Here is a 21,951-nt window from a genome sequence, read left to right as displayed (position 1 = left end):
AACTCTATAATCCGCCTGATGAAAATAAGAATTTAGCAATATCTTCGACTCCAATTTGTTTTTTCATCTGACAAAAAACATAAGGTAAGCCATTTCGGGCCTTTTTTACGTCTTCTTTCATGGTTTCGAGATTAACTTCTACATGAGGAGCTAAATCTGTCTTGTTAATAATTAACAAGTCTGATTTCTGAATGGCAGGGCCACCTTTTCTAGGGATATCTCCACCCATACCAACGTCAATAACATATATAGATAGATCAACTAATTCAGGACTAAAAGTTGCTGCTAAATTATCTCCGCCAGACTCGATTAAAATCAAATCAAGATCAGGAAATTTTTTTTTCATATTTTCTACAGCAAGCATATTAATTGAAGCATCTTCACGAATTGCTGTATGTGGACATCCTCCTGTTTCAACTCCTTTAATTCTCTCTAAAGGTAAGGCTTGGACTTTCATTAAAAATTCTGCATCCTCTTTTGTATAAATATCGTTTGATATTACGGCCATAGAAATTTTCTTTGATAAAAATTTACACAATTCAGCTGTTAAACTTGTCTTCCCTGCACCAACGGGTCCACCTATTCCAACTTTTAATGGTCCATTTATATTTTTCATGTCTTATAAATTCGCGTTTTCAAATTTTCATGCTTGATACTGTAGATATCACTATTAAAACAAATTCCACCTAAGTCTTCTAAATTAAAATTTTGATTTTCATTTTCTATTTCTCTTATTAATTCGTAAGTCTTAATTATACAGTCCTGTCCAATTTTTTGCCCAATTGGTATATGTTTAATGCAAACATTTATTAGATTTGATACAAAGGATTGTAGATAAGATACTATTGTTAAGTTAAGTGGTATATCAAAATGTTTAGCTGCTTTAGCAACTGCAATTGGATAAGCAGTATTTTCAAGAATTTTAAAATCCCAACTATCAGCTAACACTTTTCTAAAAGCATTACCCATTTCAATAGACTCTATTTTTCTTTCTTTGGATGGGCAAAGAGATAAGGCCAGTTCATTTAAGTCTTCTCCCTGATAAGTATATTTCATTAAAATTATATCATTTTTACCTGTTCCATATTTTAAGATACATTTTAAATAATCCAGAATATCTTCTTTTGACTTAATAAAATTATCATTAATCATTGCCTCTAAACCATGAGAATATGAAAAACTTCCAACAGGAAATGATGGTGAAAACCAAGTTTGAAGAATTTGTAAAGATTCTTTTAAATCTTTTTTACTTTTTATTTTAGTGTCTATGGCTATGGGTTCTACCAATTCCATATGCTCCTCCCTCTGGTTTAAAAGGTCTTAAAACTTTCTTAACCTTTCCACCTAGTTTTAATATCATTTTTTTTATTACATCATCGTATTGAATAAAAATTCTGTCATTTTCAATTTGGCATGGCATATGCCTGTTTCCAATATGCCAAATCAATTGCATTAAATTTTTTCCTTTTATTTCTAATAAATTTTCTTTTTTGTTTTTGATTAAAATCAAATTTCCACTTTGAAGTCTAAATGCTTGATTTTCTGACAGTGATTTTGTCTCTGGTAAATTTACTAAAAATTCAAAACCATTATCTGAAACAAGTTTTTTTCTTCTTAAAAATCTCTCATCATATGATAAAGATATGTGATCTTTTGCTTTATTTTTGGTAATTTTATTAACTATTAAAAAACAATTATCCATAAGCTAAAACATAAAATATCTTTGTGCCAAAGGGAGTTCTTTGGCTGGTTCACAAGTAATTATTTCACCATCAGCCTTTACTTCATAAGTTTCAGGATTAACTTCAATCTTTGGACACTTATTGTTTAAAATCATATCTTTTTTAGAAATGGCTCTTGTGTTTTCTACAGGTAATAAGTCTTTTCTAATTCTTGCATCTTTTAAAGAATTCTTTTCAAGAGCTAGTTTACTTGTGAAAATTACCGAGGATTTTTCTAACGACGTCCCAAATGATGAAAACATTGGTCTAGTATATACTGGTTGTGGAGTTGGAATTGATGCATTTGGGTCTCCCATTTGCGCACAAGCTATACTACCTCCTATCAATATCATTTCTGGCTTTGCACCAAAGAATGCTGGGTCCCATAAAACTAAATCTGCACGTTTATTTTTTTCAATACTACCAATATGTTTTGAAATTCCATGGGCAATTGCCGGATTAATTGTGTATTTTGCTAAATATCTTTTAACTCTAAAGTTATCATTGTCTCCATTTTCCTCAGGTAAACTACCTCTTTGAACTTTCATTTTGTGTGCAGTTTGCCAAGTTCTAATGATAACTTCTCCAACTCTACCCATTGCCTGACTATCTGATGCAATAATTGAAAAGGCTCCCATGTCATGGAGAATATCTTCTGCTGCTATTGTTTCTCTTCTTATTCTACTTTCAGCAAATGCAACATCCTCTGGAATAGATTTATCAAGATGATGACAAACCATAAGCATATCCAAATGTTCTTCTATTGTATTGACTGTATATGGTCTAGTTGGATTTGTGGAAGAAGGAATAACATATTCTTCTCCACAAACTTTAATTATATCTGGTGCGTGTCCGCCACCAGCACCTTCTGTATGAAAAGCATGTATAGTTCTTTTGTTAATTGCTTTGATGGTATTTTCAACAAACCCACTTTCATTTAAAGTGTCTGTGTGAATCATTACTTGCACATCATTTTTGTCAGCAATATTTAAACAATTATCAATTGCTCCAGGAGTGGTTCCCCAATCCTCATGTAATTTTAAAGCTGAAGCTCCTGCTAGAATTTGTTCCTCAAGTCCTTCTGGTAATGAAGAGTTTCCTTTTCCTGCAAAAGCTAAATTCATAGAAAAACCATCAGCAGATTGAATCATTCTTTGTATGTGCCATGGTCCAGGTGTACACGTTGTTGCAAGTGTTCCATGAGCTGGTCCAGTACCTCCTCCAAGCATAGTTGTAATACCTGAGTGCAAAGCATCATCAATTTGTTGGGGACATATATAATGAATATGACTGTCAAAACCCCCTGCCGTTAAAATTTTTCCTTCACCTGCAATTATCTCTGTTCCTGGACCAACAATAATATTTACTTTAGATTGAGTATCTGGATTACCAGCTTTACCAATTTCAAATATTTTTCCATCCTTTAAACCTACATCAGCTTTATAAATTCCATTTACATCAACTATTAAAGCGTTTGTAATAACAGTATCAGCAGCTCCTTTTTCTCTGCTTATTTGAGATTGGCCCATCCCATCCCTAATTACTTTTCCACCACCAAACTTTACCTCTTCACCATAAGTTGTTAGATCGTTTTCAACCTCAATAATTAATTCAGTATCTGCGAGCCTTACTTTGTCTCCTGTTGTAGGCCCATACATATCCGCATAAGCTGCTCTAGAAATTTTAACCATTATAATTTCCCCATAACTTTCTTATTGAACCCGTATATTTTTTTTGATCCATTTATTTCTATAAGCTCAACATCTTTAGATTGACCTGGCTCAAATCTTACAGCAGTTCCTGAAGGTATATTTAATCTTTTTCCATATGATAATTCCCTGTCAAAAACTAAATACTCATTTGTTTCAAAAAAATGATAATGGCTTCCAACTTGTACAGGTCTATCTCCAGAATTAGAAATTTTTATCTTAGTAACCTTGGTGTCTTTATTTAAGTCTATTTCCTCGTTTTTTGTAATTACTTCACCTGGCTTCATAATATTATCATCTAATAGGTTTGTGCACTGTTACTAATTTAGTTCCATCAGGAAAAGTAGCTTCTACTTGAACTTCCTTCACCATATCTGGAATACCTTCCATACAATCCTTTTTTTTAATAACATGAGCTCCTGCCTCCATTAGTTCTGCAACACTTTTTCCTTCTCTAGCTCCCTCTACAACAAAATCTGTTATTAAAGCGATAGCCTCTGGATAATTCAATTTTATACCTTTTGACAATCTATTTTTAGCGACAATCGCTGCAAGGCTTATTAAAAGTTTATCTTTTTCTCTTGGAGTAAGTTTCATTTATATATTCCATACTTTTGGTATCTTTGAACCTTCAAAAAAATAAGACAAAATTTTATCAATTGCAAATTTAAGATTATAACTATCTTTAGATAAAAGTCTTACGATCAATTTATTGTCCCAATGTGAATAATTTGAAGTTGTATTTTCATTGTTAGTTAAAGTTTCAGAAAGATTATTAACGTTATTCAAAAACTTATTTCCTACAATAATTATTGTCGCAACTGCAGAACTATTATTTAATGTCGAAAAACTATTCATATATTTTTTTTCGAATAAACCTGTATTTATTGCTTCAGTATGAATTAATTTATTATTGACATTAATTTTCCAAAAATCTGAAAAATACCCTTTTTCAAACTCCTCCTTCATAGAAGTTCGTCCAAAAATAATATTTTCACAAAGAAGTAAATTTGAATCTTTTGATAAATTAAAATTAATTTTTCTTTTTAAATTACAATTATTAAATAAAATCAATTCTTTAGGTAACCAAAATAAACTAGAACTGTTTAATAAATTTAAATTAAATTCTAGATTAGCTGGATTACCAAAACCACTATAAATTTTTTCTGCCGCCTGCGTTGAAATACAAAGATTTGAACTATCGATTTCAAATTTGTGGTCGTATTCATCCCCAGAAGTAATTCCACCAGCAGTATTGATAAGCATTAATTGTTTTAAATTTTCATGAAAATCTGGCATCAAAGCTTTTGAAGATCCCTGTTGATAAAGTTTTTGTAAGTTTTGGTCTTTTATTTTTATTTCTAATCTGCCTTTAGATTTTTCTAATTTTTTTTGACTTATATTCATCACATCATCCTAACACAAAAAAACCTGTTTATAGTTTGCGAATTTTAGAGCTTGAATTATTTACCTTTTTAAATAAAAAGAGAGCATGCAGAACCAAGAAATAGTTAAAATAATCGAAAATCTTAAAGGACGAAGAAATTATGAGGAAAAAAGAGCCTCTAAATTAGGATTTGCCTCTCTTTATGATTACTTTGAAGATAAGATTTCAAAGCAACAAAAAGCTGTTGAAAATGAAAAGAAAGAATTAGAAGCTGCAAAAGATAACGAACAACCAAAAGCTGCTAAAAAAAGCTGCAGCTGTTGCTAAACTTTAAAAAGCTTATCAGTTAAATTTGGTAAATTTTCACCCCAGAAAACGTCCTTAGTGATTTTTTTGAAATCTACATCAAAAACTGTAGACATTGCAGACGCATAAATTGCTCTTGAATCTATTGTAGAATTTAAATCTCTTCCTTCAAATAACTCTTTTCTCTTTAATCCTGGCCAATCAGTATGGACTTGTGCTTTTTTAACTAATCCACCTGCCATTAAAATAGCTGAGCCGTAACCGTGCTCTGTTCCATTACTGCTGTTCTGTTTAATAGTTCTTCCAAACTCAGTTAATGTTAAAATTAAAGTGTTATCAAAAGCTTCTTTGCTCATTGAAGATTTAAGAGATTTAACAATGTTATCGTAATCTGAAAGACAATCTGCATGAGCTCCATTGGTAGCACCTTGAGCTGCATGGGTATCAAAGCCATCAACTTCAAATACTGCTACTCTTGGCCCATCAACTTTTGATAATTCATTAGCTGCATTTGAAGCAAGTACCCAGCTACTATCAGTTGATGTATTGCTTAATTCTCTTGTTTGAATGATCTCTAAATTTTCACTTAATAATTTTTCATCATACTCTTTATACACTTCTTGAATCATCTTTAGAGTTGATGGATATGGCAATTTATGACCCACTGGAAAATAATTGTTATTCATTGGAACACCTCTGATTAGTAAAGGCATGGGCAATGCTAAAGCTAATCCATTTCCAGTTAATCCAGCAATTTTCATTCCTCTTCCAAGCCAACCAGTTTTTTCTTGGTAAGGTATTTTGCCACCCGACTCCATTAAATTTTGACCATCAAAATGTGATCTACCTGTATAAGGAATATTTGTTGCATGAACTGCCGCACTCAAGTTTTCATCCCAAAGATTTTTGAATGTTTTTAAAGCTGGATGTAAATCAAAATCTGATGTGAGTTTTAAAGTTCTATCAAGATTAATTTTACTTCTTAATTTTTCAAAATTTTTGTCTCCCTTAACAGGAATTGCACATAAACCATCCATTCCACCACGAAGCATAATTATTACTAAATTTTTCTTTATTTCAGCATTTGCATAAGTTGTTCCACTAAAACCAGCAAAATACAATGAAGTAAGTGCCGTAGTTTTTAAAAAATCTCTTCTAGTTATTTTCATGATCTTAAGAACTCCGGATGGTTAAAAAGAAGAGTTTGTTTTTCAACAATTCTATTTTTTTGATTTAAATATTTCATTATTTTATCATGATTATCAAAATTTTTTTCAACTATATTTTGATAATATCCCTCATTATTATTTTGCATTTTTGAGAAAGAGTGACTTAGCTTAGCATAAACAAGTCTTCTTATTATTAGTTCTGGTGAAATCCAATCGTCAGAATGATCAGACCAACCATTTGGTTGTTTGGCTCTATAAGGATGATGTCCAATATTTCTTAATAATCTCTCAGGTGATCTTTGTTTTCTTGTAGGTTGTGTTCCCAGCTCATAAGACTCCATTATTTCGGGCGACGGAGGCCATTGTAGATCCCCTAATTTTGCAACTTGAATAAACCAATTTTCAGGAGTTTGAAATTTTTTATATTTATCATTGTAATTAAATGCAACTTTTATAGCTGCTTTATGGATCTCTGTAAGATTTCCATCAGACCTTTTAAAAGCATCTATAATTGGTTGCTTCATTTCTTTGGTAGGTTCATCTGTAATTAAATATCTACAAAGTCTTTCAGCAACAAAATCTCTGCAATTAGGATGGTTTACTAAATCTTTTATAACTATAGCTAATGTTTTTTTTCCTTTTTTATATTCTTTTCCTAAAACATTTTTTTTGCCTGGCTGGTGGTACTCTGAATTAAACCAAACATTCCCTGTTTCTAATTTTGATTTGCTCCATCTTTGCTGCCAGCCAGTCATAATGTATGCGAGTTGTATTACATCTTCTTGGGTGTATCCTGCTTTTGGCGAAACTGTGTGAAGTTCTAAAAGTTCTCTTGCGTGATTTTCATTAATCGTTGCAGGTCTTTTCTTTTTTCGTCTCCAATCCTGACTAGCAGTAACACTTTTAGGACCAGCACTTTCGCTGTTATCTAAATGATGTATCATGGCCCAAGAAGTAGTCACGTCATAAACCATTTTTTCAAATGTTTGATTTAAGTTTGGTCTAATAATTTCTCTATGATAGGGACCAGTTGAATAATTTGCTAAAAAGTCTTTTTCACTAATTGCAAAAAAGTTTCCCCAAAACATCCAAAGTTTTGCAAGTACAGGATGTTGGCTATTAACAGCCTCATTGTGTCTGATAGAAATTTCTAAAGACTCCCAAAATTTTTGACCTGTATTTCGCCTTAAAATATCTTTGTGAGTTTTATAAAGTGTTTTATTGTCTTTATATTTTTTTCTTAATTTTTTTCTGTCATTATAAACCCAATCTCTGTAATAACCCCTAAGTTCTTTTTCAGTATAAATTTTGCCTGGCCAAGATAATTCTGGGACATCATTAAGTTGATCAAGCGCCCATTTTAAAGGATCTGAGGGAATAGCTTCATTGGGTCCAATTCCATATGCAACTTTTCTAAAAAAGTTTTTCATAATTATTTTATTTTATCAATATCGTGAATATTTGTTAAGGAATTATTAAAATCTTCAATATTTTCTCTTAAAGCTAAACTAGAAATTGAGTAAATCATTATCATCAACAAAACTAATGGCAATGAGGTGATAACTGAGGCGTTGCTTTTTATAAGCAAGATATAAAAAATAATAAACAAAGCTGATCTAATTAAAACTGTTTTTCTAAATACACTAATGATTGAAAGTGAATGCTTTAATAAATTAAAAAAACTCATCTGGGATGGGCCATAATATCTTTTTCCTCTAATAGATGGCATTGAAATAAGTTCTTTCTCTACTTTTTTTAGTGAACCAGAAAAACTATTCCACGTAGCTTTTTCATCTAATAGTTTCTTTACAGTTGATTTGGATAGACATGTAAAGTTACCAAATTTAATTGATTGTCCAGTAAATGCTAAGGTTAGAAATTTATGAAATTGATAACAAGTTTTAAAAATTATACCCTCAGATCTTTTTACCCTCTCTCCTATAAAAGATTTTTCAATAGATTGTTTAGAAAGTTCAATAAAATTTTTGATTTCTTCAGGTCTATCTTCTCCATCACCATCCATAGGAATTACAAAATCAAATTCTTTTTTCTCAAAGATATATTTCAAGCCTGACGCAATACATCTTGCATGACCTCTGTTCTCTTTCATGTTAACTATCTCAATTGAATTGATATTCTCAATATTTGAGTAAGTATCAACTATCTGTTGAGAAGAAGCATCATTTATAACAACTATTGATATTTCATGATTTAAATCATTTATTTCATGGTTAATATTTTCAATAACTAATTTTAAAGACTGTCTGTCGTTGTAAATTGGAATTAAAACTACGTATTTCATCTATCTTGACCCTACACAAACACTATCAAGACACATATAATCTTTCAATTGGTCAAGCTTTTCTCTTTTAACAAAACCTTCCCAAACAGGTCTAGATTTTAAATGATATGATAAATTTCCAGCGTTCCATTCATCTCCTAAAACTACGTTTATAGTTGAATTAAATTGTTGATCCCAAGCATATTGAGTTTTGATTGCAATTTCTTTACCTGGATAATCAGTTCTCTTGTCATCTTTTGAAATTGAAACATAAGCGTAAAGTCCTGGTGATAAAAAGAAAAAGAAAACAAATCCAATCATAAATGGCTTTAATTTTTTTAAATTGATTTGTGCTTGAAACAAATAAACAAACAGTGTGCCAAAATATAGGTAGAAAGGTGTCATCCACATTGTTCTTATTTTTGATCCAGTAATTAATGATGTTAAAAACATTAAAACAATTGGCAAAATATTAATTGCTAATAAAAATAGTAATTTTTTATCTTTAAAGTTATTCTTAAAGTATATTTTTTTTACTAATAACCAAATTAAAATAAAAAATGGAACTAATATTCCTATTTGTTTTAGTAAAAAGATTAATGGATATTTAATGTGATCTAATAAAATAGTCTGTTCTAAACCAGTTCTGGCCAATCCATATGTAATAGTAATAAAATTATTGTTATATAACCATATAAAATGTGGGACTAAAACTACTAAGAAAGCTTCGATAGTGATTAGATATTTAAAATCGAACTTTCTCTCTTTTTTAAAAAAAATTAAATAAATAAATAAAAGATCGATTGATGCTAACAAATAAATAAATAAATATTTTGATAAAAAACCAAAAGCAGCAAACAAACCTACTAAAAAACAATCTAAAAATTTTATTTCTTTATCGCTATAAATTTTCCAAGAATAATAAATTGTTAAAGACCAGAAAGGTAACTGGCAAACGTTCACATTAAATTCTGGAGTGGTGAAATTATAAAAATAAATAGCTTCAATTAATAATACAGAAACTAAACCTAACAATTTATTATTAACTATTTCATTTGAAAATTTAAAAACATAATAAAAAGAGATAATTACAAAAATTTGACTTAATAAATAATAAACCCAATCTTGAGATCCAAAAATTTGAAAAAATATTTTTACAAAGAAGGCACTCATCGGGGGATGTTTGTTAAATCCCCAATCTAAATTACTTCCCCAAGCTAAAGCTTCGATCGTGTCCAGTGGCAGATTGTGATTTGTAATTGATGGAATCAGAGTCCAAAAAATTAGGTGAGCTATAACAAAAATATAAAAAACATTATTGATATTTTTGTTATTAATGGTCATTTATAAATATTTATATTAATTAAGCTTGCTTGACACCCCTATTTTGCTGAATATACTCCGAGCGATTAAATTTAAGCTATGCCAAAGACTGCTAAAGCAAAGAAAAAAGTATCAAAACCAAAAACTAAAGTTGCAAGTAAACCAAAACCAACAAAGGCCAAGGTTGCATCTAAAGGTATAGTAAAAATCTCAAAAGCTTACGTTCCAAAAGATACTGAAAAATATATGTGTGAAAAACATAAGGTTTATTTCAGAATAAGATTAACTGAATGGAAAAAAGAACTTATCAAAGCTAATAATGAAGCCCTCTACAATGGTAGCATGGATGACAATAATATTTCTGCAGATATTGTAGATCAAGCGAACTCGTATATTGATAGTAATGTAGAAATGAAAGCAATTAATAGACAGATCAAATTAATATCAGAAATTGATAAGGCTTTGAGAAGAATTAGAGAAGATACTTATGGCTACTGTTTAGATACTGCGGAACCAATTGGATTAAAAAGATTAATGGCAAGACCTGTCGCTAAATATACTATTGCTGCTCAAGAAAAGCATGAAAAAGATGAAAAGGTTCATGCAGATGATTAAACAAAAAAGGAAAAAAAATTTCAAGAGAAATTCGATTTCGTTTCTTTTTGCGAAAAAATATATTTATTTTTATTACCCTTTTTTCTGGCTTGTGTTGATATTATATCTATTTCTCAAATGAATAAAAAATTAATATTAATTATTATAATAATAGTCGCTATAGAATTTTCTGGATACGGTATTCTTAGTACTTTGTATAGATTATTTGGGTAGTTGAAAAAAATTTTTAACTTTAGGTATAGAGGTTTTAATAGTCTTGTAAGGTATTCTATAACCTGGAAAAGAATTTACATCTGCAGAAAGTAAAGTTGGTGGGCTCCATCCAAAAGCATAAATAATAAAAATAAATATAGTTAATTTTCTTTTGGATTTAAAGAATGAATATTTAATTATCAAATCAAAATAAAAATTTACTTTTTCGTAAATTTTATTTTCATCAACATCAATATAATTATTTTTATAAAGATAAAATAGAAATAAAAATGATGAGACATATGTAATATTCACAGCACGTCCCCAGTCTAAAAACATTAACCAATGAAGAGGCACAAATAAATTTAATAATATAAATGGATAAACAAGATAATTGAAATTTAAAATTTTAATTTTTAGCTTAGAAAAAGCAATGATTAAAATTAATGGCAAAGAACCGATAAACATAATTAAAAAATATCTAAATAAATAAATATAAATACTATATTCTCCACCTTCTTTAAGTTTTTGAATTGTATGACTTATATGGACTATGGCCTCTTTTTTACTTCCCATTAAACCACAAGACATATAGCACTCTTCACCAAAATTCTCTTTGAGAGAATTTTTCATCATTTCAAAACCATCATTTGATAAAAGCTCAAATGCACTTAACCAAGAGGCAACCAAAGCTGGTATAAATACAATAATTAAAGAGATTAAAATTTTAAATATATGAAAATTTCTTAATTTTATAATTAAGACAGCGGCAAAAAAAGGATAATAAAAAGCTGCTGGTTCATATAAAATTGTGACTAAAGGTAAAATACAAAATATCCAAATAAGAGGGTTTAGATTTCCGCTATCCTTTTTAGATATTTGGTAGAACCAGATCATTCCAATAAACATAAATATTTCTTTTCTTGCAAGTACTTCTAGCTCGGCGAGATGATAAATCAGAAATATTGGAGTAAAAAATGCAAAAATGAAAATTAAATTTAATTTTATTTTTTTGAAAAAAAGATAGACAAGGTATAAATAAAGTACATATGTTGTGGACTGAAAAATAAATATAGTAAATCTAAGGCTTATATCAAAATATTTTGCCAAATGAAAAGCAATCTCACCAGGTAAACCCCTTCTCGTAAATCCACCTTGATAATTAATAATCCATTCTGATATTGTGGAATCATTTCCTACTGATGATTTATAATATAACCAGTAAATTGATAAAGCTGCTAAGGTAACTAAATAAATTTTAAGATACTTATTTTGGTTAAAATTATTTAAAGTCATCAAAATAAATTTTGAAAAGATTAATGGTTATATTAAATTTGATATATAGCAAATTCCTAAGGTTTTGGAATTTTAATATCATTGTCCATAAACTTATAACCTTTAATAACTGCTTCTCTTTCAGCTATTTCTAGATACCATCTAGATAAATTTTTATAATTTTTTAAACCAATATCATGCCATTCATGTCTTGCCATCCATGGCCAAGTTGCAATATCTGCAATTGTATAATCGTGACCTGCAAGAAATTTGGAATCCTTTAATCTAGCATCTAGTTCTCCATAAATTCTTTTAGTAATTTTAAAATATCTTTCTTCCCCAAATTCACTTTTGCCGGGATTATAGTGATGAAACTGATGATGTTGGCCAATCATTGGGCCTACTGTTCCCATTTGAGCCATCAACCATTGATTAATAACCAGTCTATCTTTTTGATTATAAAGCTTTCCGCTTTTGTCAGCTAAATAGATTAATATTGCACCAGACTCAAAAATACTTTTTTTATTTTCATGATCAATGATTACAGGAATTTTTCCGAAAGGGCTTAACTTTATAAATTCTGGTTTTAATTGTTCATCTTTACCTAAATCAATTTTAGTAACTTTATAATCATAACCGATTTCTTCAAGCATAATACTAATTTTCCAGCCATTAGGAGTATTAGCAGAAAAAAGTTCTATCATTTTTTAATACCAAGTCTTTCTTGTGCGGCCTTAGATGTTGTAGTGAATTCAAATCTTAATTTCTCATCTGGTTTTGCGTATTTAAAACAACCTCTTGCAGCTAAGGCACCTTCATGGAATCCTGAAAGAATTAATTTTAATTTGCCTGGGTAAGAACAAATATCTCCAATTGCAAATATCCCTTGTACATTGGTTTCAAAGTTTTCAGTATTTACCTGAACAGTTTTTTTATCAATATTTAATCCCCAATCTAAAATAGGGCCAAGCTGCATAATCAAACCGAAAAAACCTAATACATAATCAGACTTAATCTCTTTAATTTCACCTTCGTCATGTTTAATTTTAACAGATTGAATTTGTTTATCTCCGCTTACATAATCCATTTGATATTTTGTAAATAAATTTAACTTTCCTTGATCATTAAGTTCTTTTACTTTTTGAACACTGGATTCTGCTCCACTAAAACCATCTCTTCTATGAATTAAATTTACTTTAGAAGTATTTGATAGCTCAATAGCCCAATCTAAAGCGGAATCCCCTCCTCCAAAAATTGAAATAGTTTTATCTTTGAAAATTGATTTATCCTTTATTGAATAAAATAAAGAATTTCCTTCAAATTTTTCGCATTCTTTTACTGGAAACTTTCTAGGTTCAAAAGATCCAACACCACCAGCAATAACAATTGCTGCAACATCAAATTCTATTCCAGCAGAAGTTTTAACATGCCATCTGTTTTTGTTTTTTTTTAATTCTTCTACTCTTTCATTTAAATGAAATTTAATATTGAAAGGTTTAATTTGCTTTAAAAGATTATTAGTTAGCTCTTCCCCAGTACACTCAGGTACGGCTGGGATGTCATAAATAGGCTTATCAGGATAAAGTTCGATACATTGGCCACCTGCTTTATCAAGGTTATCCACTATTTCACAACTTAAACCAATTATCCCAAGTTGATGTGCACAAAATAAACCCGTTGGCCCTGCTCCAATAATTAATACATCTGATTTATTCATTTAACCTTGCTTTGATGGAATATTAACTTCCAAACCATCTAACTCGTCTGAAACTATTAACTGACAACTTAATCTACTATTATTTTTTGGCTCATACGCCATATCAAGCATGTCTTCTTCACCATCCTCTTTTGCTGGAAGCTTATTTAACCATTCCTCTTTGACGTAAACATGGCAAGTAGCACATGCCATACCTCCTCCACAATCAGCATCTATTCCTGGAATATCGTTTTGGATAGCACCTTCCATTACAGTTAATCCCTTTTGAACATCAACTGTATGGGTTTTATTATTGTGTGTGTGATATGTAATTTTTGCCATGCGTTATATATAGTTTCTTATCTAAATAGGACAAGTAAGTAAAATCATACTTGGTATTTTTTAAATATTCAGAGGTTTAGGTAGCTCTTTTTTTATGAAATAGCTTGTATCTTCTTTTTGTTTCATTAACGCAGGGATAATCTCTTTATATGCGTCTATTAATCCATCATTTGGTTTAGGTAGTTGATCTTTTATATGATGGTGCAGCTTATCAAGATTATATGAAGGAACAGTTGGAAACATATGATGAGTTAAATGATATTCCATTTTCCAATATAAAAAACTTAATATTGGATTTAAATACATTTCACGTGATGAAACTCTATGGTCTTTTATATTTCTAGCTAAACCAGCATGCTGAGTAAATGCAACAAGTTTATGTAAAGTTTTTCCATAAAATTGTGGTAACACAAAATATAATAAAGGCATCCAAGATGAAACTAGTATAGACCATAAAATAATTGATAGCCAAATAGCAACATATACTCTTGAAATAAAAATTGCTTTTGCTTGTGCATTTTCTGGAATGCTGTCTTTCATTACTTTTGTTTTAATTCCAAGGGCATGCTGAATAATTTCAAATGAAATATGTTTTTTAAAAAAAACTAAATCTAGAAATGGAATTATATTTATAATTAATCTTTTTGGTGTTTCTTTTAAATCATTTCCGTATTCAATTTCATGATCAAAAGGATTTTCTGTTGAATAAGTGTTTCCATGATGAACAAAATGTGTGTATCTCCATCTTGTTGGCTCAAAGTTGGCCATGTAAGAGGAGATATAATAAAAAAGTTCGTTTAAAAATTTCGATTGAAAAGCAGTTTTGTGGCCTGTCTCATGCCATAAAGGATTAGAGAAGGAATAAATATTTCCATAAACTAAAAACCAAAATACTGACCACCATGTTCCCCAAGTTTGATAAGCTAGAATTCCGGTTATCATTAATAGTCCAAAAAAAAATGAAACATGCTGAAGTCCTTTTAAATCAGATTTTTTTGAAAGTTCTTTAAGGACTTCTTTATCAACTTGACATTTATGCCATTTTTCTAATTTCACATCCATAGGTAAAAATTATGTATAATTATTATACATAATGTTAATAAAGGTAAAAAAAAAGGGCAAGTACAAAAATGTACCTGCCCTTAATTTAAATTTTAGCTAAATTACTTAGCTCTTCTTCCCGCAGAACTAGTTGCAGCAGCCCAAATTACTAGACCAAATGCAATTTTGTTAATGAAGTCAGCTAAGTTGTAAACGACGTTTAGTGAGTCAGCGTCTACACCACCAGTTAAGTAACCAAATACATAACCTAGTGGGTAAATTGCCCAACCTACAGTAACGATCATTCTCATTGCTCCGAATGCAGTTACAAGAGCTTTGTTACCACTCTTCGATGCAGCTTTACCAGCTTCACCTGAGAATACTTCATAAAGAATGTATACCCAACCTGCCATTCCGATGATGAAACCTAGTGTAGCATTGATATATCCTGCTTCACCTAAGTATCCACCGATAAGCATCACTAATGAACCAATTAACAATCTCCAGAACATTCCAGAATTTGCTTTGTTAATAGCTGCTAGAATTAAATAGAATTCTACCATCTGTAATGGCACAGTGATTAACCAGTCAATGTATCTGTATACTGTTGGCGAGTCACCAGTAGCAACCCATACTTCTCTCATGTACATGTAGTGTATGAATGCAATACCAGTTACTAGACCAGCAACAATTACTGATGTTCTCCAACCAGCTGCGACGTTGCCTACTTCCATGAAAAAGAAAGCAGTAGCTGCTAACATTCCCATAGAGATAACCCAGAATGAAATTCCTACGAAGTCATCTTGCATCAACATCGTTGCGTCTGCTGCAATAGCTATACCTGAAAAACCAATCAAGCCCATAGCTGCTAAAGCAAACAGTTTAAGTTTATTCATAAAAAACTCCCTCTTCGTTAGTTTTTATTTTAGTTTATATAAACTAGACTTAAGTTTCCCTAAGCCAATTCCGCGCTTAATAGCAAATTAAATTAGATAAATGAAGACTTAATTGCGACTAATTCTCATTGATTTTACTTAATTTTTAAAATTAAATACAATTTATAAGTTAAAAATCAAAAAAAATAAGGAATTCGAATCAAATATTTATGTCTTCTAAGTTTGATAAAATTTATGAAAATTCTATTAAAAATCCTGAAAAATTTTGGCAGGAAGCTTCAGAAGAAATTTTTTGGTTTAAAAAACCTACAAAAATTTTAAATAATTCTAACCCGCCTTTCTATAAGTGGTTCGAGGATGGGGTAACAAACACTTGTTATAATGCTTTGGACATTCATATTGATCAAGGAAGAGGTCAAAAAACAGCTTTAATATACGATAGTCCTATTACAGGGAACAAGGGTGAGTTCACTTATGAGGAATTAAGGACAAAGGTCTCTAATTTTGCTGGAGCATTGAAAACTCAAGGGGTTAATAAAGGTGACCGTGTGATTATTTATATGCCAATGATCCCTGAAGCAGTGGTTGCTATGCTTGCTTGTGCAAGAATTGGTGCAATTCACTCAGTAGTCTTTGGTGGATTTGCATCAAACGAGCTTGCAAGTAGAATAGATGACAGTAAAGCAAAATTATTAGTGACAGCTTCGTGTGGTTTTGAGCCTGGTAGAACAGTTGAGTACAAACCGCTTGTCGATGAAGCTATAAAAATAGCTAGTCACAAAATTGAAAAGATGATTTTGTTTCAAAGACCTGGTTATGAAGTCAAATTAAATGCCCCAAATGAAGTTAGTTGGGAAGAAGTTGTCTCCAATGCTAAAGATACTGATTGCGTTGAGATGAACTCAAATGAATTTGCATACATATTATATACATCAGGTACAACTGGAACTCCAAAAGGTATAGTTAGAGATATTGGAGGTCACATTGTTGCTCTAAAATGGACTATGAAAAATATCTACAATATTGATGTAGATGATATTTGGTGGTCTGCAAGTGACATTGGTTGGATTGTTGGGCACTCTTATATAGTTTATGCACCATTGTTTAAAGGTTGCACTACAGTTTTATTTGAAGGAAAGCCTGTGGGAACTCCTGATGCTGGTGCCTTTTGGAAAATTATCTCTGACTATAAAGTAAAATCTCTTTTTACTGCTCCAACTGCTTTTAGAGCTATCAAGAAAGAAGATCCTGAAGGAAAATTTTTCTCAAAATATGATCTAAGCAGTTTTGAAAGTTTATTTCTTGCTGGGGAAAGAGCTGACCCAGACACAATAAAATGGGCTGAAAATTTACTTAAAGTTCCAGTCATAGATCATTGGTGGCAAACAGAGACAAGCTGGGCAATAAGTTCAAATTGCACTGGTATTGAAATGATGGAAACAAAATATGGTTCAGCATGTAAGGCAGTACCAGGGTACGACGTAAAAATTATCAAGCCAGATCAATCTTTAGCAAAACCCAATGAAATGGGAGATATAGTAGTAAAGCTACCTTTGCCTCCAGGCACATTCCCTACTTTATGGAACGCAGACCAACGATATAAGGAAAACTATATGTCTAATTATGATGGTTACTATCAAACGTATGATGCGGGCCATATTGACGATGATGGTTATATTTGGATCATGTCGAGAACTGATGACATAATTAACGTAGCTGGTCATAGGTTGTCTACAGGTGCAATTGAAGAAGTATTGTCCGAACATCAATCAGTTGCTGAATGTGCAGTTCTTGGAATTGCAGATAAATTAAAAGGTCAATTACCTATTGGATTAGTAGTTTTAAAGTCTGGTGTAGATAAAGATAATGACACTATATCTAAAGAATGTGTACAAATGGTAAGAGATAAAATCGGACCAGTTGCTGCATTTAAAGTGGTTATTGTTATTAAAAGATTACCAAAAACAAGATCGGGAAAAATTTTAAGAGGAACTATAAGAAAAATTGCTGATGGTGTTGAATATAAAGTACCTCCAACAATAGATGATCCTGCAATTTTAACAGAAATAAAAGAAGATTTAATTAATCACAAAATCTTAAACGATGGTTAAAACTTATATTTTTTTAATCGCTGCAATATTTTGTGAGGTTGCTGGAACAATGTTACTACCTGTTTCTCAAAACTTCACAAAACTTATACCAACATTTGCTCTATCTGCTTTTTATCTTACAGCATTCTATCTATTAACTTTTGTAGTTAATAAGCTACCAATAGCAATTGTGTATGCAACATGGAGTGGATTAGGAATTTTTACCATTGCAATACTTGGATATATATTTTTTAAACAAACTTTGGCTTGGCAAGCAATTGTTGGATTATTCCTAATAGTAATTGGTGTGATACTTGTAAATAGTTTTACCGGAAAGCTTAACTAAACTGTAAAGGTGTACCATCAGGATCACCTAAAATTTTTCCATCCTGCATTTTGATTTTACCTGCAATAATTGTATGAGTAGGTGTTCCTTTGAATTCGAAACCATTAAATGGTGACCACTTACATTTACTTTCAATGTTTTCATTTTTAATTTCAATTGTTTTGTTCATATCAACAATTGTAAAGTCAGCATCATAGCCTTCTTTAATAAATCCTTTATTTTTAATTCCAAAAATCTTTACTGGATTTTCACAAACAAAGTTCATCAATTGATTAAGAGATAACTTTCCATCATTTATGTGATTAAGCATAACAGGCATTAAAGTTTGAACTCCTGGCATTCCTGAGGGTGTGTTTGGATATACCTTGTCTTTATTTTCTTTTAAATGAGGAGCATGATCTGATCCAATTGTATCATTAAAATTATTTCTAACTCCATACCATAATCTGTCATAATGAGATTTATCTCTTAATGGTGGGTTCATTTGAGCGTATGTTCCAAGCTTGTCATAACAATCTGGAGCATAAAGAGTTAAATGCTGTGGTGTTATTTCAAATGTAATATTTCCTTTGTGCTGAGATAAAAAGTCTATTTCTTCTTTAGTAGTAATATGAAGCACATGTGCTTTTTTATTGTGCTTTTCCGCAATTCGAACAATTCTTCTTGTAGATGCTATTGCACATTCCGCACTTCTCCATACTGGATGAGTATGAACATCACCCTCTTTTATTAATTTCTTGTTTACTTTTAAAATTGCCTCATCTTCAGAATGAACTGCCACAACTTTAGAGGCGTTTTGAAAAACTTTATCAATATCTTCTTCTTCGGCAACCAATAAATTACCAGTTGATGACCCTGCAAACAGTTTAATTCCACAACAACCTTCTAAACCTTCTAGACTTGCTAGATCATCTGCATTATCTGCTGTTGCTCCAAAATAAAAAGCATAATTGGAATACATTCTATTTTTAGCGAGATCTAATTTTCTTTGAAATTCTTTCATATTTGAAGTTGGCGGATTAGTGTTAGGCATTTCAAATACACTGGTTATACCTCCGGCTATTGCCGCTCTACTACCTGAATGAAGATCTTCAGTGTCCGTTGATCCTGGCTCTCTAAAGTGAGTTTGAGTATCTATACAACCAGGTAATACTGTATGGCCCTCTGCATTAATTGTTTTTTTTGCTTCCTCTGAAATTTGTCCAATCTGTTGAATTTTTCCATCTTTTATAGCAACATCAACATCTTTTAATTCACCATCGACGTAACATTGTCCGTTTTTAATTATAAGATCTAACATTTTGAGAAATTGTTATTATATTACATTCTATAATTAATCAATTATGAATATCAAAAACGTTTACATTTTAGATGACAGAGCAATTCTTTATATTAACGGAGAAGATGCAAAAGAGTTTCTTCAAAATCTTATTACTAACGATATAAACAAAGTAAGTGATGTAACTAGTTGTTTTAGCTCATTACTTACACCTCAAGGTAAATTTTTATATGAATTTATAATTGTAAAACATAAGTCTGGATATCTTTTGGATTGTGAAAAACCTCAGGCAGAGGAGTTATTCAAACAATTATCCCTATATAAATTAAGATCAAAAGTTGAAATACTAAATTTAAGTAATGAATTTGTTGTAGCAGCATTTTCTCATAAAAAATTCTTAACTTTTGATGGAGCAGAAGATCAACCAGGATGCACAATTAAATATAGAGAAGATCCAATTTTTTTAGATCCAAGAAATAAGAATTTGGGTGCTAGATTAATTATTAATCTAGAAAAACTTTATTTATCTTTAAAAAAACTAGATCTTCATGATGCTAATCTTAAAGAATATTATTCATTAAGTCATAGCCTTGGAATTGTTCCAAAAGATTTAAATAAATTGAAGGACAAACTATTTGGTATTGAATGTAATTTTGAAGAATTAAATGGAATTGATTTCAGAAAAGGCTGTTATGTTGGTCAAGAAAATACAGCACGAATTAAATTGAAGAACAAACTTTCAAAAAGATTATTTCCAATAAATATAATTAATGGAACACTGCACGAAGGCGAAAGTATATATAATAATGAAATTGAAATAGGTAAGGTTTTAATTGATAGCGACTACCCTTTTGCTTTAATTAAATATTTAAACGAAAACTTTGATGAAAAAGCAAATTTTAAAACTAAAGAGGCCTCAATAAATATCAATAAACCTGATTGGATAAAAAACTAATTTTCTTATTTAAATAAATAAATAATCATTAAAATAACAAAAACTATAATAATCCATATACTGAGATTTTTAAGAAATTGCTTTAATTGAGAATTTGATTGTAAAAAACTTGGTAGAACTAAAATTAAAACCCCGATCATAAATATTACAGAAAGCAATTTATCCATCAAAATCTCCTCAATAAAATTCACTTTGGTGCGGTCGGAGAGACTCGAACTCTCATGGACTGGGTCCACACGGCCCTCAACCGTGCCTGTCTACCAATTTCAGCACGACCGCGATATGTCCCATAATAAATGAATGACAATCATGATTCAAATTGGTAAAAATCCTTATGGAATTTACACAAGAAGTGCGTAAAGCAACAGATCCTATTTATCAAAAAATTTCTAAGGTTATGCCTGAAATTGAATGGTCAGTGCATGCTCCTTATATTCATAAAATTAATAAATTAAAAAAAGAGAAGAATGCTGTAATTCTTGCTCACAATTATCAAACACCAGAAATTTATCATGGTGTAGCAGATTTTTCTGCAGACTCTTTAGCTTTAGCAATTGAAGCATCAAAAACTTCAGCTGATATTATTTTAATGGCTGGAGTACATTTCATGGCAGAAACTGCAAAATTAATGAGCCCAAATAAAAAAGTTATTCTTCCTGATATGGATGCAGGCTGTTCTTTATCATCATCTATTACAGGAAAAGATGTTAGGCTATTAAAAGAAAAATACCCAGGCGTACCTGTTGTATCTTATGTTAATACATCTGCAGAAGTTAAGGCGGAAACAGATGTTTGTTGTACATCTGCGAACGCAGTTAAAATAGTTAAATCACTTGGAGTAAAAAGAGTAATATTTTTACCTGATGATTATTTAGCTAAATATGTTGCTTCTCAAACTGATGTTGAAATTATTTCTTGGAAAGGAATTTGTATTGTCCATGATCAATTTAATAAAAAAGAAATAGAGGATATAAGAAAAAATAATCCAGGAATTAAAATTATTGCGCATCCAGAATGTCCTCCTGATGTAATTGAAGCAAGTGATTTCGCTGGATCAACATCTGGAATGATAAAATATGTAAAAGATAATCAACCAAAAAAAGTAATGATGGTCACTGAGTGCTCAATGAGTGACAATATCCAGATAGAAAATCCGAATGTAGACTTTGTTAAACCGTGTAATATGTGCCCTCACATGAAAAAAATTACACTTCCAAAGATTTTAGATTGTTTAGAAAATGAGACTGGTGAAATTATCATGGACAAGGAAACGATTGATAAAGCCAGAATATCTGTAGAAAGAATGGCAGCTATTGGCAGATAAATAA

The 21,951-nt window shown here is 30.6% G+C and carries 24 protein-coding genes and 1 tRNA gene; 6 read left to right on the top strand and 19 right to left on the bottom strand.

The annotated features are described in order from the left end of the window. Positions 1-4: 4 nt before the first annotated feature. The 7 genes from ureG to ACTT9X_RS01605 are packed head-to-tail and all read right to left on the bottom strand — an operon-like array spanning position 5 to position 4,837. Entirely contained in the window at positions 5-616 is a 612-nt protein-coding gene (ureG, locus tag ACTT9X_RS01635) for an urease accessory protein UreG (RefSeq protein ID WP_440933954.1), read from the bottom strand. Beyond that, a complete protein-coding gene (locus ACTT9X_RS01630) occupies positions 613-1,293 on the bottom strand; it encodes an urease accessory protein UreF (protein WP_440933953.1) in 681 nt (226 codons plus the stop codon). The genes ureG and ACTT9X_RS01630 overlap by 4 nt, the downstream gene beginning before the upstream one ends. Continuing rightward, positions 1,259-1,702 carry an urease accessory protein UreE gene (locus ACTT9X_RS01625; RefSeq protein ID WP_440933952.1) on the bottom strand — a complete coding sequence of 148 codons (444 nt, stop codon included), beginning with the start codon at positions 1,700-1,702 and terminating at the stop codon, positions 1,259-1,261. The genes ACTT9X_RS01630 and ACTT9X_RS01625 overlap by 35 nt, the downstream gene beginning before the upstream one ends. Positions 1,703-1,705: 3 nt before the next feature. Further along, positions 1,706-3,415 (bottom strand): urease subunit alpha, encoded by a 1,710-nt coding sequence (gene ureC, locus ACTT9X_RS01620; RefSeq protein WP_440934027.1) that lies wholly within the window; start codon positions 3,413-3,415, stop codon positions 1,706-1,708. Then, a complete protein-coding gene (locus tag ACTT9X_RS01615) occupies positions 3,412-3,717 on the bottom strand; it encodes an urease subunit beta (protein WP_440933951.1) in 306 nt (101 codons plus the stop codon). Before ACTT9X_RS01615 ends, ureC begins: the two co-directional genes overlap by 4 nt. A 7-nt stretch (positions 3,718-3,724) precedes the next feature. Further along, positions 3,725-4,027, bottom strand: coding sequence for an urease subunit gamma (locus ACTT9X_RS01610; protein WP_440908215.1), 303 nt, complete (start codon positions 4,025-4,027; stop codon positions 3,725-3,727). Next, positions 4,028-4,837, bottom strand: a complete 810-nt coding sequence (locus ACTT9X_RS01605) for an urease accessory protein UreD (protein ID WP_440933950.1) — start codon at positions 4,835-4,837, stop codon at positions 4,028-4,030. Positions 4,838-4,922: 85 nt separating this feature from the next. Between ACTT9X_RS01605 and ACTT9X_RS01600 the strand changes: the two genes are divergently transcribed. Then, complete coding sequence (locus ACTT9X_RS01600) at positions 4,923-5,144, top strand: hypothetical protein (protein ID WP_440933949.1); 222 nt, start codon at positions 4,923-4,925, stop codon at positions 5,142-5,144. On the opposite strand, the gene ACTT9X_RS01595 is transcribed toward ACTT9X_RS01600, so the two are convergent. From ACTT9X_RS01595 to ACTT9X_RS01580, 4 genes are read right to left on the bottom strand one after another with little or no spacing between them, the layout of a single operon-like run. Next, entirely contained in the window at positions 5,141-6,292 is a 1,152-nt protein-coding gene (locus ACTT9X_RS01595; RefSeq protein WP_440933948.1) for a DUF1501 domain-containing protein, read from the bottom strand. The genes ACTT9X_RS01600 and ACTT9X_RS01595 overlap by 4 nt on opposite strands. After that, positions 6,289-7,722, bottom strand: a complete 1,434-nt coding sequence (locus tag ACTT9X_RS01590) for a DUF1800 family protein (RefSeq protein ID WP_440933947.1) — start codon at positions 7,720-7,722, stop codon at positions 6,289-6,291. Before ACTT9X_RS01590 ends, ACTT9X_RS01595 begins: the two co-directional genes overlap by 4 nt. A 2-nt stretch (positions 7,723-7,724) precedes the next feature. Next, positions 7,725-8,594: a glycosyltransferase family 2 protein gene (locus ACTT9X_RS01585; protein ID WP_440933946.1), complete on the bottom strand. Its 870-nt coding sequence runs from the start codon at positions 8,592-8,594 to the stop codon at positions 7,725-7,727. Further along, positions 8,595-9,917 carry a glycosyltransferase family 39 protein gene (locus ACTT9X_RS01580; RefSeq protein WP_440933945.1) on the bottom strand — a complete coding sequence of 441 codons (1,323 nt, stop codon included), beginning with the start codon at positions 9,915-9,917 and terminating at the stop codon, positions 8,595-8,597. It abuts the gene before it with no gap. A gap of 78 nt (positions 9,918-9,995) precedes the next feature. Between ACTT9X_RS01580 and ACTT9X_RS01575 the strand changes: the two genes are divergently transcribed. Then, entirely contained in the window at positions 9,996-10,511 is a 516-nt protein-coding gene (locus ACTT9X_RS01575; protein WP_440933944.1) for a TraR/DksA family transcriptional regulator, read from the top strand. A 201-nt stretch (positions 10,512-10,712) separates the two neighbouring features. Here the strand turns inward: ACTT9X_RS01575 and ACTT9X_RS01570 are convergent, their stop codons facing one another. The 6 genes from ACTT9X_RS01570 to ACTT9X_RS01545 form a co-directional block, all read right to left on the bottom strand. Next, positions 10,713-11,999, bottom strand: a complete 1,287-nt coding sequence (locus ACTT9X_RS01570; protein WP_440933943.1) for a hypothetical protein — start codon at positions 11,997-11,999, stop codon at positions 10,713-10,715. A gap of 56 nt (positions 12,000-12,055) precedes the next feature. After that, the gene (locus ACTT9X_RS01565) at positions 12,056-12,682 is read right to left on the bottom strand and encodes a glutathione S-transferase family protein (RefSeq protein WP_440933942.1); all 627 of its coding nucleotides are present in this window, start codon (positions 12,680-12,682) and stop codon (positions 12,056-12,058) included. After that, positions 12,679-13,695: an NAD(P)/FAD-dependent oxidoreductase gene (locus ACTT9X_RS01560; RefSeq protein ID WP_440933941.1), complete on the bottom strand. Its 1,017-nt coding sequence runs from the start codon at positions 13,693-13,695 to the stop codon at positions 12,679-12,681. Before ACTT9X_RS01560 ends, ACTT9X_RS01565 begins: the two co-directional genes overlap by 4 nt. Then, on the bottom strand, positions 13,696-14,016 hold the full coding sequence (locus ACTT9X_RS01555; RefSeq protein ID WP_440933940.1) for a 2Fe-2S iron-sulfur cluster-binding protein: 321 nt from the start codon (positions 14,014-14,016) through the stop codon (positions 13,696-13,698). It abuts the gene before it with no gap. 60 nt (positions 14,017-14,076) lie between these two features. Then, positions 14,077-15,078 (bottom strand): fatty acid desaturase, encoded by a 1,002-nt coding sequence (locus ACTT9X_RS01550; RefSeq protein WP_440933939.1) that lies wholly within the window; start codon positions 15,076-15,078, stop codon positions 14,077-14,079. 101 nt (positions 15,079-15,179) lie between these two features. Beyond that, the gene (locus ACTT9X_RS01545) at positions 15,180-15,953 is read right to left on the bottom strand and encodes a bacteriorhodopsin-like (protein ID WP_440933938.1); all 774 of its coding nucleotides are present in this window, start codon (positions 15,951-15,953) and stop codon (positions 15,180-15,182) included. 209 nt (positions 15,954-16,162) lie between these two features. On the opposite strand from ACTT9X_RS01545, the gene ACTT9X_RS01540 reads away from it, so the two are divergent. Together ACTT9X_RS01540 and ACTT9X_RS01535 are read left to right on the top strand one after the other, a co-directional pair. Beyond that, positions 16,163-18,064 carry a propionyl-CoA synthetase gene (locus ACTT9X_RS01540; RefSeq protein ID WP_440933937.1) on the top strand — a complete coding sequence of 634 codons (1,902 nt, stop codon included), beginning with the start codon at positions 16,163-16,165 and terminating at the stop codon, positions 18,062-18,064. After that, positions 18,057-18,389, top strand: a complete 333-nt coding sequence (locus ACTT9X_RS01535) for a DMT family transporter (protein ID WP_440933936.1) — start codon at positions 18,057-18,059, stop codon at positions 18,387-18,389. Before ACTT9X_RS01540 ends, ACTT9X_RS01535 begins: the two co-directional genes overlap by 8 nt. On the opposite strand, the gene ACTT9X_RS01530 is transcribed toward ACTT9X_RS01535, so the two are convergent. After that, positions 18,382-19,689 (bottom strand): dihydroorotase, encoded by a 1,308-nt coding sequence (locus ACTT9X_RS01530; protein WP_440933935.1) that lies wholly within the window; start codon positions 19,687-19,689, stop codon positions 18,382-18,384. The two genes, ACTT9X_RS01535 and ACTT9X_RS01530, sit on opposite strands and share 8 nt — an antisense overlap. Positions 19,690-19,732: 43 nt before the next feature. On the opposite strand from ACTT9X_RS01530, the gene ygfZ reads away from it, so the two are divergent. Next, entirely contained in the window at positions 19,733-20,623 is an 891-nt protein-coding gene (gene ygfZ / locus ACTT9X_RS01525; RefSeq protein WP_440933934.1) for a CAF17-like 4Fe-4S cluster assembly/insertion protein YgfZ, read from the top strand. 193 nt (positions 20,624-20,816) lie between these two features. Here ygfZ and ACTT9X_RS01520 read toward each other — a convergent pair. Further along, positions 20,817-20,902: transfer RNA gene (locus tag ACTT9X_RS01520), tRNA-Leu, on the bottom strand. A gap of 55 nt (positions 20,903-20,957) precedes the next feature. On the opposite strand from ACTT9X_RS01520, the gene nadA reads away from it, so the two are divergent. Continuing rightward, entirely contained in the window at positions 20,958-21,947 is a 990-nt protein-coding gene (gene nadA / locus ACTT9X_RS01515) for a quinolinate synthase NadA (RefSeq protein WP_440933933.1), read from the top strand. Positions 21,948-21,951: the final 4 nt, after the last annotated feature.

Source organism: Candidatus Pelagibacter sp., from assembly GCF_052049855.1.
Classification (GTDB): domain Bacteria; phylum Pseudomonadota; class Alphaproteobacteria; order Pelagibacterales; family Pelagibacteraceae; genus Pelagibacter.
The sequence above is the reverse complement of the archived record's forward strand: the minus strand, read 5'-3'. Positions and strand labels throughout refer to the sequence as shown.

Excerpts from the sequence above, each read along its gene's own strand:
- ACTT9X_RS01585 (WP_440933946.1), bottom strand. The coding sequence starts at position 8,594 with ATGAAATACGTAGTTTTAATTCCAATTTACAACGACAGACAGTCTTTA.
- ygfZ (WP_440933934.1), top strand. The coding sequence starts at position 19,733 with ATGAATATCAAAAACGTTTACATTTTAGATGACAGAGCAATTCTTTAT.
- ACTT9X_RS01570 (WP_440933943.1), bottom strand. The coding sequence starts at position 11,999 with ATGACTTTAAATAATTTTAACCAAAATAAGTATCTTAAAATTTATTTA.
- ACTT9X_RS01610 (WP_440908215.1), bottom strand. The coding sequence starts at position 4,027 with ATGAAACTTACTCCAAGAGAAAAAGATAAACTTTTAATAAGCCTTGCA.
- ACTT9X_RS01580 (WP_440933945.1), bottom strand. The coding sequence starts at position 9,917 with ATGACCATTAATAACAAAAATATCAATAATGTTTTTTATATTTTTGTT.
- ACTT9X_RS01615 (WP_440933951.1), bottom strand. The coding sequence starts at position 3,717 with ATGAAGCCAGGTGAAGTAATTACAAAAAACGAGGAAATAGACTTAAAT.
- ACTT9X_RS01555 (WP_440933940.1), bottom strand. The coding sequence starts at position 14,016 with ATGGCAAAAATTACATATCACACACACAATAATAAAACCCATACAGTT.
- ACTT9X_RS01595 (WP_440933948.1), bottom strand. The coding sequence starts at position 6,292 with ATGAAAATAACTAGAAGAGATTTTTTAAAAACTACGGCACTTACTTCA.
- nadA (WP_440933933.1), top strand. The coding sequence starts at position 20,958 with ATGGAATTTACACAAGAAGTGCGTAAAGCAACAGATCCTATTTATCAA.
- ACTT9X_RS01560 (WP_440933941.1), bottom strand. The coding sequence starts at position 13,695 with ATGAATAAATCAGATGTATTAATTATTGGAGCAGGGCCAACGGGTTTA.
- ACTT9X_RS01600 (WP_440933949.1), top strand. The coding sequence starts at position 4,923 with ATGCAGAACCAAGAAATAGTTAAAATAATCGAAAATCTTAAAGGACGA.
- ureG (WP_440933954.1), bottom strand. The coding sequence starts at position 616 with ATGAAAAATATAAATGGACCATTAAAAGTTGGAATAGGTGGACCCGTT.
- ACTT9X_RS01590 (WP_440933947.1), bottom strand. The coding sequence starts at position 7,722 with ATGAAAAACTTTTTTAGAAAAGTTGCATATGGAATTGGACCCAATGAA.
- ACTT9X_RS01605 (WP_440933950.1), bottom strand. The coding sequence starts at position 4,837 with ATGAATATAAGTCAAAAAAAATTAGAAAAATCTAAAGGCAGATTAGAA.
- ACTT9X_RS01545 (WP_440933938.1), bottom strand. The coding sequence starts at position 15,953 with ATGAATAAACTTAAACTGTTTGCTTTAGCAGCTATGGGCTTGATTGGT.
- ACTT9X_RS01625 (WP_440933952.1), bottom strand. The coding sequence starts at position 1,702 with ATGGATAATTGTTTTTTAATAGTTAATAAAATTACCAAAAATAAAGCA.
- ACTT9X_RS01575 (WP_440933944.1), top strand. The coding sequence starts at position 9,996 with ATGCCAAAGACTGCTAAAGCAAAGAAAAAAGTATCAAAACCAAAAACT.
- ACTT9X_RS01535 (WP_440933936.1), top strand. The coding sequence starts at position 18,057 with ATGGTTAAAACTTATATTTTTTTAATCGCTGCAATATTTTGTGAGGTT.
- ACTT9X_RS01540 (WP_440933937.1), top strand. The coding sequence starts at position 16,163 with ATGTCTTCTAAGTTTGATAAAATTTATGAAAATTCTATTAAAAATCCT.
- ACTT9X_RS01530 (WP_440933935.1), bottom strand. The coding sequence starts at position 19,689 with ATGTTAGATCTTATAATTAAAAACGGACAATGTTACGTCGATGGTGAA.
- ACTT9X_RS01630 (WP_440933953.1), bottom strand. The coding sequence starts at position 1,293 with ATGGAATTGGTAGAACCCATAGCCATAGACACTAAAATAAAAAGTAAA.
- ACTT9X_RS01550 (WP_440933939.1), bottom strand. The coding sequence starts at position 15,078 with ATGGATGTGAAATTAGAAAAATGGCATAAATGTCAAGTTGATAAAGAA.
- ACTT9X_RS01565 (WP_440933942.1), bottom strand. The coding sequence starts at position 12,682 with ATGATAGAACTTTTTTCTGCTAATACTCCTAATGGCTGGAAAATTAGT.